Origin of the sequence: Limnohabitans sp. (assembly GCF_038134685.1) — a bacterium.
Taxonomy (GTDB): Bacteria; Pseudomonadota; Gammaproteobacteria; order Burkholderiales; family Burkholderiaceae_C; genus Limnohabitans_A.
The window spans coordinates 37,443-46,246 of record NZ_JAYPVP010000003.1 but is presented as its reverse complement, the minus strand read 5'-3'; the positions used below and the strand labels follow the sequence as shown (position 1 = coordinate 46,246).

Sequence of the window (8,804 nt, the reverse complement as noted above, 5' to 3'; positions counted from 1 at the left end):
CACAAAGGCGAACCACGGTGTTCGCCTTTTTTGTTTGAAAACCGAGAGACAGCCATGTTCGATACCGTCCGTAACAACGCCAAGCTCATGATGGGGCTGTTGTTTCTGTTGATCATTCCTTCGTTTGTGTTGCTCGGAGTCGATGGCTACAACCGCGATGGTGATCGCGGCGCGACGGTGGCTGAAGTTGATGGCAAGGCCATCACGCAGGCCCAGTGGGATGCAGCGCATCAGCGCGAGGTTGACCGTATTCGCTCAACTTCGCCGAATGTAGACCCCAAGTTGCTGGATTCACCCATGGCCAAAATGGCGACACTGGAGCGACTGGTCAATGAAGAGATCCTGCGCGTTGCAGCACGTCAATCCTTGCTTGTGACCACGGATACCCGTCTGGCGCTTCAGCTGCAGAAGGACCCCGTGATTGCAGGACTACGCTCGGCCGATGGCAAACTGGACCTTGATCGTTATCGACAACTGCTCGCCTCCCAAGGCATGACGCCAGAGATGTATGAAAGCCAGGTACGTGAAGGTTTGTCCGAACAGCAAGTGCTACAGGGCCTGGACAGCACGTCCTGGGCCAGTCTGGCGCAAACCGAAGTGGCGCTGAATGCCTTCTACCAACGCCGTGAAATTCAGGTTCAAACCTGGACACCTGCTCAGGTGGCCAGCAAGGTTAACGCCAGTGATGCTGACCTCAAGGCGTTTTACGACAAGCACTCCGAGAGGTTCCGGACTCAGGAAAGTGCAGATGTGGAATATGTGGTGCTGGATGCTGCCCAACTGGCGTCAGCTATTCGTTTGCCCGAAGCAGAAGTCAAAAGCTACTACGAGCAAAACCTTCAACGCCTGAGCGGGAAAGAAGAGCGTCGTGTCAGTCACATCCTGATTGCGGCCGACAAGAGTGCATCCCAGGCTGATAAGGACAAGGCGCTTGCTCAAGCCGAAAAGCTGCAGCAAGAACTCCAGAAAAGCCCGGCCAAATTTGCAGAGCTGGCGCGAAAGTTTTCCCAGGATCCAGGCTCGGCCACCCGCGGCGGTGATCTGGATTACTTTGGCCGTGGTGCCATGGTCAAGCCGTTTGAAGATGCTGCATTCAGCATGAAAAAGGGCGACGTCAGCCCAGTGGTGCACACTGATTTTGGATACCACATCCTTATGCTGACCGATGTCAAGCAAGCGCCTGTTCCTTCCTTTGAATCGATGCGTGCTCAAATCGAAGCGGACCTGCGCAAGCAGCAAGCGCAAGCCAAATTTGCCGAAGCGGCTGAAGTTTTTTCCAATACTGTTTACGAGCAGTCGGATAGTTTGGCACCTGTGGCCCAAAAACTGAAACTTGAAGTCCGCAAAGTCTCTGGTGTGACTCGCCAGGGAATACAAGCTGACAAGGGCATGCTGAGCAACGCCAAGTTGCTGCAGGCCCTGTTCTCTGAAGATTCGATTGCCAAGCGCCGCAATACCGAGGCGGTAGAGGTTGCTCCCAATACGCTGGTTTCCGCGCGTGTGGTGAACCACCAGGCGGCAAAAGTGCAGGACTTTGCTCAGGTTCAGGCACAGGTGCGAGCCTTGTATGTGCGGGATGCCGCTGTCCAGATGGTGCGTGAGCAGGCGCAAGCGCAGCTCAAGGCTTGGCAACAACACCCCGAACAAGCCCAGTTGGGTGCAGTCAAGGTGGTGTCTCGGCAGCAAAGCGCGGGTGTCCCTGAGTCGGTGGTGGCGGCTGCACTGCGTGTCGATCCCTCCAAGTTGCCCCAAATGACGGGTGTAGATCTGGGAGATGAGGGTTACGCCGTGGTGCGTGTGAACAAGGTGCTGCCGCGTGAAGCGCAAGCTGCTCAGACCGAGCAAAGCCGCCAGGAGTTTGAGGCTCTGTGGGGACAGGCGCAAGGCCAAGCGTATGTGGATGAGCTCAAAAAACGTCTGAAGGTCAAGGTCATGGCACCCATGCCCAAATGAATATCTTGAGCAAAAGGGTAAACCCGCGCCTGGAGACGCTATAATCTCGCTCTTACGGTGGCTATAGCTCAGTTGGTAGAGTCCCAGATTGTGATTCTGGTTGTCGTGGGTTCGAGTCCCATTAGCCACCCCAGACATGAAAGCCCCTTTGCAAACGCAAAGGGGCTTTTTTATTGGGCGATTAAAGAGATCCGTCATCCTACTTTGCATGCAGCACCTACAATCTTGGTATGTCCGATCGACGCCTCAAAATACTCCTGTCCAATGACGACGGGTACCGTGCTGAAGGGCTGGCGGCCTTGCATGCTCAGCTGAGCACTTTTGCCGATGTCGAGGTGGTGGCGCCTGAGCACAACAACAGCGCCAAATCGAATGCCCTGACCCTCAATGCGCCTCTTTATGTCCACAAGGCAGACAATGGTTTCAGGTTTGTTAACGGCACACCTGCTGACTGCGTGCATATTGCGCTGACTGGCCTGCTCGGCTACAGGCCAGACCTGGTTGTATCCGGGATCAATAATGGCGCCAATATGGGTGATGACACGGTGTACTCTGGTACCGTAGGGGCTGCCATGGAGGGCTATCTTTTCGGTATCCCCGCCATCGCTTTTTCGCAAGTTGACAAGGGTTGGGCGCATTTGGATGCCAGTGCACGTCGTGCAAGCGACATCATTGCGCAGATGCATGCCCAGGGTCTGGTGCAAACAGCACCCTGGCTCTTGAACATCAATATTCCCAATAAACCCGATGAGCAGCTGGGGCACAACCGGCTGTGCAGACTCGGACGCAGACACGCTGCAGAATCAGTGATCACCCAAATCAGTCCGCGCGGCGAGACCATGTACTGGATTGGCAGCGCGGGGCCTGCTCTGGATGCGGGGGAGGGCACCGATTTTCATGCTACTGAGCACGGACACGTCAGCATCACACCGTTGCGTGTGGATCTGACTGATCACGATCACTTGGGATACTGGGCCCAAACGATGGCTCGCTTGTCTTCCAAGGGGCAGGCATGACCAAGCGCCCCGGGTTTCCTGTTCAGCTGGACCGTGTCAGCTCGTCTTTGGTACGTGCTGGCTCGACGCGAACGGGCGCTCAGACGATGCCTGTCACCAAGACTTCAGTCTCTGCGCGAGCTCCAGCTCTTCAAGCGGTCGCATCGGGTTTGGGGCTGGATTCTCAGGCCGTTCGCTCGCGCATGGTGGAAAAGTTGCGCGCGCAAGGTGTGACTGACGAGGCGGTATTGTCTGCCATGAACCAGGTGCCACGTCATCAGTTTGTTGAGAGCGCTTTGGTCAACCAGGCCTATGAAGATACGAGCTTGCCGATTGGTTTGGGGCAAACCATCTCCAAACCCAACGTGGTCGCACGCATGATTGAATTGTTGCGAGCAGGGCGTTCTGGCAAGCTGGGGCGTGTGCTTGAAATAGGTACAGGGTGCGGTTATCAGGCGGCAGTATTGAGCTTGGTGGCGACAGAGGTTTACTCGATCGAGCGCTTGCGCGGGTTGCATGACAAAGCCAAAGAAAATCTGCGTACCCTGCGCTTGCCCAATGTGCACCTGATTTTTGCTGACGGGATGATCGGTTTCCCCAAAGGCGCTCCCTATGCCGGCATTATTTCTGCTGCCGGAGGCGAACAAGTGCCGCAGCCTTGGCTGGATCAGTTGGCTGTGGGGGGGCGTCTGATCGCTCCTACGGCGACGGCACAGGGCCAACAGGCCTTGGTGGTGGTTGAGCGCACTGACACAGGGTTTCAAAAAGAGGTTTTGGAGGCTGTTCATTTCGTACCTCTAAAATCGGGAGTAGCCTGAAAGTTATCATTGGTCTATGAAGTTTGTTTCTCCAAATGTTTTTCGTTTTGGTGCCAGTGCTCTGGCACTGATCCTTGTTTCTGCCTGTACCAGCACGCGTGTGCCAGCGCCAGTGGAGGACCGCAGCAGCAGCCGGACCATGGCTGGCCGAACGACGACGATCGCTTCAAGCGCTCCCATGCCGGGGGCTGAAAATGCAGGTAAACCTGGTTACTACACAGTCAAGCAAGGTGACACCTTGCATCGCATTGCGTTGGACCATGGCCAAACCTGGCGTGATTTGATGCGTTGGAACAATTTGTCCAATCCGGATGTGATTGAGGTTGGCCAGGTCCTGCGGGTGGCCCAGCCTGGTGCCGTGGTGGAAAGCACGGGTGTGGTTGTGCAGCCGATCGCTGCGCAGCCTCCAGCGTCAACTGCAGCGACGGAGGACAGCAAACAAGCTGCAGCCTCGAAGGCGGCACCTGCACCGCTCAGTGACGAAGGACTGGGGTTCATCTGGCCTTCCAATGGTGCAGTGGCTGCTGGTTTTGACGAAGCCAAAAACAAGGGGCTCGACATCACAGGAAAGTCTGGTGATCCCGTGGTGGCCGCAGCAGATGGCCAGGTGGTCTATGCCGGTGCCGGCCTGCGTGGCTATGGCAACCTGATCATTCTCAAGCACAACAACACCTACCTCACTGCCTACGCCCACAACAAGGCACTGCTGGTCAAGGAAGATCAGCGCGTCAAGAAGGGCGAAAAAATTGCGGAGATGGGCAATACCGATGCCGACCGCGTCAAGCTGCACTTTGAAGTGCGCCGCTTGGGCAAGCCGGTAGACCCCATGCGCGTGTTGCCTGCACGCTAAGCTGTGCATTGAATTTACGGGCAGCGTCGTGCAGCCCGTCAGAGCCTGAGACAATCGGGGCATGAGTGAAGCATTGAGTTCAAACACCCCCGACGTCCTCGATGGACTTTCCCTGGAAGAACTGAACGAACAAGAGCAGCTGCCTGAGGGGTGGTTGCGCGTGCGTTCTTTGGACATGGATGCCCAGGGCATCGCCCGCCGTCCCGATGGCAAGGTGGTTTTCATTGAAGGCGCACTGCCTGGTGAGCTGGTCGAGGTCAAGGTCGGCCGAAAGAAAAACAGCTGGGAACAGGGCACCGTCACAGACATTCACAGCGAGTCCTCTCAGCGTGTGACGCCCGGCTGCCCTAACTTCGGTTTGCACCAAGGGGCTTGCGGTGGTTGCAAGATGCAGCACCTCGACCCGGCTGCCCAAGTGGCCATCAAGCAGCGCGTGCTGGAAGACAACCTTTGGCACCTGGCCAAGGTCAAGCCAGAGTCTCTGCTGCGACCGATCCAAGGCCCGGCCTGGGGTTATCGCTTCCGCGCGCGTTTGTCAGTGCGCTATGTGCAAAAACGCAGTGAGGTGCTGATTGGCTTTCACGAGCGCAAGAGCCGCTACATCGCAGACATGAAGGTGTGTCCCATCCTGCCGTCCAAGGTCAGCACCATGCTGATGCCTTTGCGCGCCTTGATTGGCAGCATGCAGGCCAGAGAGACTTGTCCGCAAATTGAATTGGCTTGTGGTGACGAGGTTACCGCATTGGTCTTGCGCCACCTGGAGCCTTTGTCTGACAGCGATTCGCAAAAGTTGCGCGATTTTGCAGCTGAGCATGGCGTGCAGTGGTGGTTGCAACCCAAAGGCCCGGACACCGTGCATTTGCTCGATGAGGGGACGCAACTGGCCTATGGCTTGCCCGACTTTGGCATCACCATGCCCTTCAAGCCCACAGACTTTACCCAGGTCAACCCTTACATCAACCGCGTTTTGGTGAGCAGAGCGCTGCGATTGCTGAAGGCCGAAAAAACAGACCGTGTGATTGACTGGTTTTGCGGTTTGGGTAATTTCACCTTGCCGATTGCCACCCAGGCTGGCGAGGTGCTGGGCATTGAAGGCTCGGATGCGCTCGTGCAGCGCTCTCACCAGAACTATGCCTTCAACCAGTCGGGTAGGGCGCAAGCTTTGGCGCCAACTTCTTTTGTAGCCCGCAATCTATTCGAAATGACGCCGCAAATGCTGGTGGCCGATGGGGTGGCCGACAAGTGGCTCGTGGACCCCCCCCGTGAAGGCGCATTTGCCCTGGTCAAGGCTTTGGCGGAATTGCATCAGCAGCCAGAGTTGTGCCAAGACTGGATACCGCCCAAGCGTATTGTTTATGTCAGCTGTAACCCTGCCACCTTGGCGCGTGATGCGGGCTTGTTGGTACACCAGGCTGGTTATCGGTGCGTGTCGGCGGGCGTCGTCAACATGTTTGCCCATACCGCGCACGTGGAAAGCATGGCGGTGTTCGAGCTGGCCTGATACCCTTCGTCATCACGAGCGCAGCGTGGTGATCTCAATGCAAAGTAAAAAGGGCTCCTTGAAAGGAGCCCTTTTGCTGGAAGCAACTGCGGTCAGTCGCGCTCGCCGCCCATGATGCCCAACAGGGCCAGCAGGCTCTGGAACACATTGAACACATCCAGGTACAGCGCCAAGGTGGCACTGATGTAGTTGGTTTCGCCGCCGTCCACGATCTGCTTGAGGTCGTGGAGCATGTAGGCGCTGAAGATGATGATGGCCAGCGTGGACAAGACCATCATGCCAACGGGCGAGCCCACAAACACGTTCACGATGCCGCCAATCAGCAGGCCAATGGCGCCGACAAACAGCCATTTGTTCATGCCCGAGAGGTCGCGTTTGATGGTGGTTGCCAGTGTGGCCATGACAAAAAACACGCCTGCCGTACCGGCAAAAGCCGTCATGATCAGCTCGGAGCCGTTTTTGAACCCCAGCACCATGGCCAGCATGCGCGCGAGCATGAGTCCCATGAAGAAGGTGAACGCCAGCAGGACAGGTACACCTGCTGCGGAGTTCTTGGTTTTTTCAATGGCGTACATGAAACCGAAAGCCCCGCCCAGAAAAACGATCAAGCCAAGGCCACCACCCAAAGACGCGGTCATGCCTGTGGCCACACCGAGCCAGGCGCCCAGTACGGTTGGTACCAGAGACAAGGCCAGCAGCCAGTAGGTGTTGCGCAGTACTCGATTGCGCGATGCCAAGTCGGTGCTGTGGCCCCAAGTGGAAGATGTCGTGATTCGGCTCATGCGGATCAACTCCTGTTTAAAAACCAGCCTTCATTTTAGGCATCCGGCTTCGGTAAGGTGTTAATACCGTGATCACATGGGGCTATTGAGCAATTCAGTTTTGCGCACAGGTGAAGCAATCAGGGCTTGTCGCCCGTGTATGCTCAACTTCTTGTTAGCCAAACTGTGAAATCACATGAAAACTCAATCCGTTCTCGAATTGTCTGACGTCAAAGCCATTGCCGCTGCCGCAGAAGCTGAAGCCCAGCGCAACAACTGGGCGGTCAGCATTGCCATTGTCGATGCGGGTGGTCACCTGTTGCATTTTCAGCGTCTGGATGGCGCGCCTGCCATTTCCTCGCAGATCGCACCGGCCAAGGCGCACACTTCGGCCATGGGCCGTCGCGAAAGCAAGGGGTATGAAGACGTCATCAACGGTGGTCGTTACTCCTTTCTGTCTGCGCCTGGCATTTCGGGCATGCTTGAAGGGGGTGTGCCGATCATGAAAGACGGCGCTTGCATTGGTGCTGTGGGTGTGAGCGGCGTCAAGTCCAACGAGGATGCCCAGATTGCGAAGGCGGGTATTGCCGCCATTGGCCTGTAATTTGCCTTTTCCAAGCGCGACTTTTGTGGCAGGCCCGCCGTGTGCGGGCCTGTTTGCGTTCGGGCGTCTGGAATAATAGAGCGTTATCGCCAAAAGACTTTGCTGGAGCCAGTCATGCCCGCTTACCGTTCCAAAACATCCACTGCCGGCCGCAACATGGCGGGTGCCCGTTCCCTGTGGCGTGCCACAGGAATGAAAGACGACGATTTTTCCAAGCCTATCATCGCGGTGGTCAACTCCTTCACCCAGTTCGTGCCCGGCCATGTGCACCTCAAGGACCTGGGCCAATTGGTGGCCCGCGAGATTGAAGCTGCAGGCGGTGTGGCCAAAGAGTTCAACACCATTGCCGTGGACGACGGCATCGCCATGGGCCACGACGGCATGCTGTATTCGTTGCCCAGCCGCGACGTGATTGCCGATTCGGTGGAGTACATGGTCAATGCCCATTGCGCCGATGCGATGGTCTGCATCTCCAACTGCGACAAGATCACCCCCGGCATGCTGATGGCCGCCATGCGCCTGAACATCCCGGTCGTCTTCGTCTCGGGCGGCCCCATGGAGGCCGGTCGCGTTCGCTTGGCCAATCCCGAAACCAAAACCATCGAGATCAAGAAGCTCGACCTGATCGACGCCATGGTCATGGCCGCCGACAGCAAAGTGAGCGATGCCGACGTGGCCGAAGTCGAGCGCTCGGCCTGTCCGACCTGTGGCTCGTGCTCGGGCATGTTCACCGCCAACTCCATGAACTGCCTGGCCGAGGCGCTGGGCCTGGCCCTGCCAGGCAACGGTACCGTGGTGGCCACGCACGCCGACCGCGAGCAGCTGTTCAAGCAGGCTGGCCGCAAAATCGTCGAGTTGGCCAAGCGCTACTATGAGAACGACGAGACCGGCATCCTGCCCCGCGCCGTCGGCTTCAAGGGCTTCGAAAACGCGATTGCGCTGGACATTGCCATGGGCGGCTCGACCAACACCATCCTGCACCTGCTGGCGATTGCACAAGAGGCCGAGATCGAGTTCACCATGGCCGACATCGACCGCATGTCCAAGGTCGTGCCCCAGTTGTGCAAGGTTGCGCCCAACACCAACAAGTACCACATTGAAGACGTCCACCGTGCGGGCGGCATCATGGCCATCCTGGGTGAGCTCGACCGCGCTGGCAAGCTGCACACCGATGTACCCACCGTGCACGCCAAAACCATGAAAGACGCGCTGGACCAGTGGGACATCGCCCGCAATCCATCCGAGGCGGTCAAGACTTTCTACATGGCTGGCCCTGCCGGCATCCCCACGCAAGTGGCCTTCAGCCAAGCCACCCGCTGGCC

General features: G+C 57.4%; 8 protein-coding genes and 1 tRNA gene. 8 read left to right on the top strand and 1 reads right to left on the bottom strand.

Annotated features, from left to right (window positions below; translation table 11 throughout):
* Positions 1-54: 54 nt before the first annotated feature.
* From AAFM15_RS02060 to rlmD, 6 genes are all read left to right on the top strand, one after another.
* The gene (locus AAFM15_RS02060; protein WP_341685038.1) at positions 55-1,953 is read left to right on the top strand and encodes a SurA N-terminal domain-containing protein; all 1,899 of its coding nucleotides are present in this window, start codon (positions 55-57) and stop codon (positions 1,951-1,953) included.
* A 57-nt stretch (positions 1,954-2,010) separates the two neighbouring features.
* Positions 2,011-2,086: transfer RNA gene (locus tag AAFM15_RS02055), tRNA-His, on the top strand.
* A 97-nt stretch (positions 2,087-2,183) separates the two neighbouring features.
* Positions 2,184-2,969, top strand: a complete 786-nt coding sequence (gene surE / locus AAFM15_RS02050) for a 5'/3'-nucleotidase SurE (RefSeq protein WP_341685037.1) — start codon at positions 2,184-2,186, stop codon at positions 2,967-2,969.
* Positions 2,966-3,766, top strand: coding sequence for a protein-L-isoaspartate(D-aspartate) O-methyltransferase (locus AAFM15_RS02045; protein WP_341685036.1), 801 nt, complete (start codon positions 2,966-2,968; stop codon positions 3,764-3,766). The genes surE and AAFM15_RS02045 overlap by 4 nt, the downstream gene beginning before the upstream one ends.
* 16 nt (positions 3,767-3,782) lie before the next feature.
* Complete coding sequence (locus AAFM15_RS02040; protein WP_341685035.1) at positions 3,783-4,616, top strand: peptidoglycan DD-metalloendopeptidase family protein; 834 nt, start codon at positions 3,783-3,785, stop codon at positions 4,614-4,616.
* Positions 4,617-4,677: 61 nt separating this feature from the next.
* Entirely contained in the window at positions 4,678-6,117 is a 1,440-nt protein-coding gene (gene rlmD / locus AAFM15_RS02035) for a 23S rRNA (uracil(1939)-C(5))-methyltransferase RlmD (protein WP_341685034.1), read from the top strand.
* 92 nt (positions 6,118-6,209) lie between these two features.
* Here rlmD and AAFM15_RS02030 read toward each other — a convergent pair whose 3' ends face one another.
* Positions 6,210-6,899: a Bax inhibitor-1/YccA family protein gene (locus tag AAFM15_RS02030; RefSeq protein WP_341685033.1), complete on the bottom strand. Its 690-nt coding sequence runs from the start codon at positions 6,897-6,899 to the stop codon at positions 6,210-6,212.
* Positions 6,900-7,074: 175 nt separating this feature from the next.
* Between AAFM15_RS02030 and AAFM15_RS02025 the strand changes: the two genes are divergently transcribed.
* A complete protein-coding gene (locus tag AAFM15_RS02025; RefSeq protein WP_341685032.1) occupies positions 7,075-7,482 on the top strand; it encodes a heme-binding protein in 408 nt (135 codons plus the stop codon).
* A 114-nt stretch (positions 7,483-7,596) separates the two neighbouring features.
* Positions 7,597-8,804, top strand: a 1,208-nt coding sequence (gene ilvD, locus AAFM15_RS02020; RefSeq protein ID WP_341685031.1) for a dihydroxy-acid dehydratase, incomplete at its 3' end; no start/stop codon positions are given.

What these genes read in the sequence shown, in the direction of transcription:
- AAFM15_RS02060 (WP_341685038.1), top strand. Translation starts at nt 55, where the DNA reads ATGTTCGATACCGTCCGTAACAACGCCAAGCTCATGATGGGGCTGTTG.
- surE (WP_341685037.1), top strand. Translation starts at nt 2,184, where the DNA reads ATGTCCGATCGACGCCTCAAAATACTCCTGTCCAATGACGACGGGTAC.
- AAFM15_RS02045 (WP_341685036.1), top strand. Translation starts at nt 2,966, where the DNA reads ATGACCAAGCGCCCCGGGTTTCCTGTTCAGCTGGACCGTGTCAGCTCG.
- AAFM15_RS02040 (WP_341685035.1), top strand. Translation starts at nt 3,783, where the DNA reads ATGAAGTTTGTTTCTCCAAATGTTTTTCGTTTTGGTGCCAGTGCTCTG.
- rlmD (WP_341685034.1), top strand. Translation starts at nt 4,678, where the DNA reads ATGAGTGAAGCATTGAGTTCAAACACCCCCGACGTCCTCGATGGACTT.
- AAFM15_RS02030 (WP_341685033.1), bottom strand. Translation starts at nt 6,899, where the DNA reads ATGAGCCGAATCACGACATCTTCCACTTGGGGCCACAGCACCGACTTG.
- AAFM15_RS02025 (WP_341685032.1), top strand. Translation starts at nt 7,075, where the DNA reads ATGAAAACTCAATCCGTTCTCGAATTGTCTGACGTCAAAGCCATTGCC.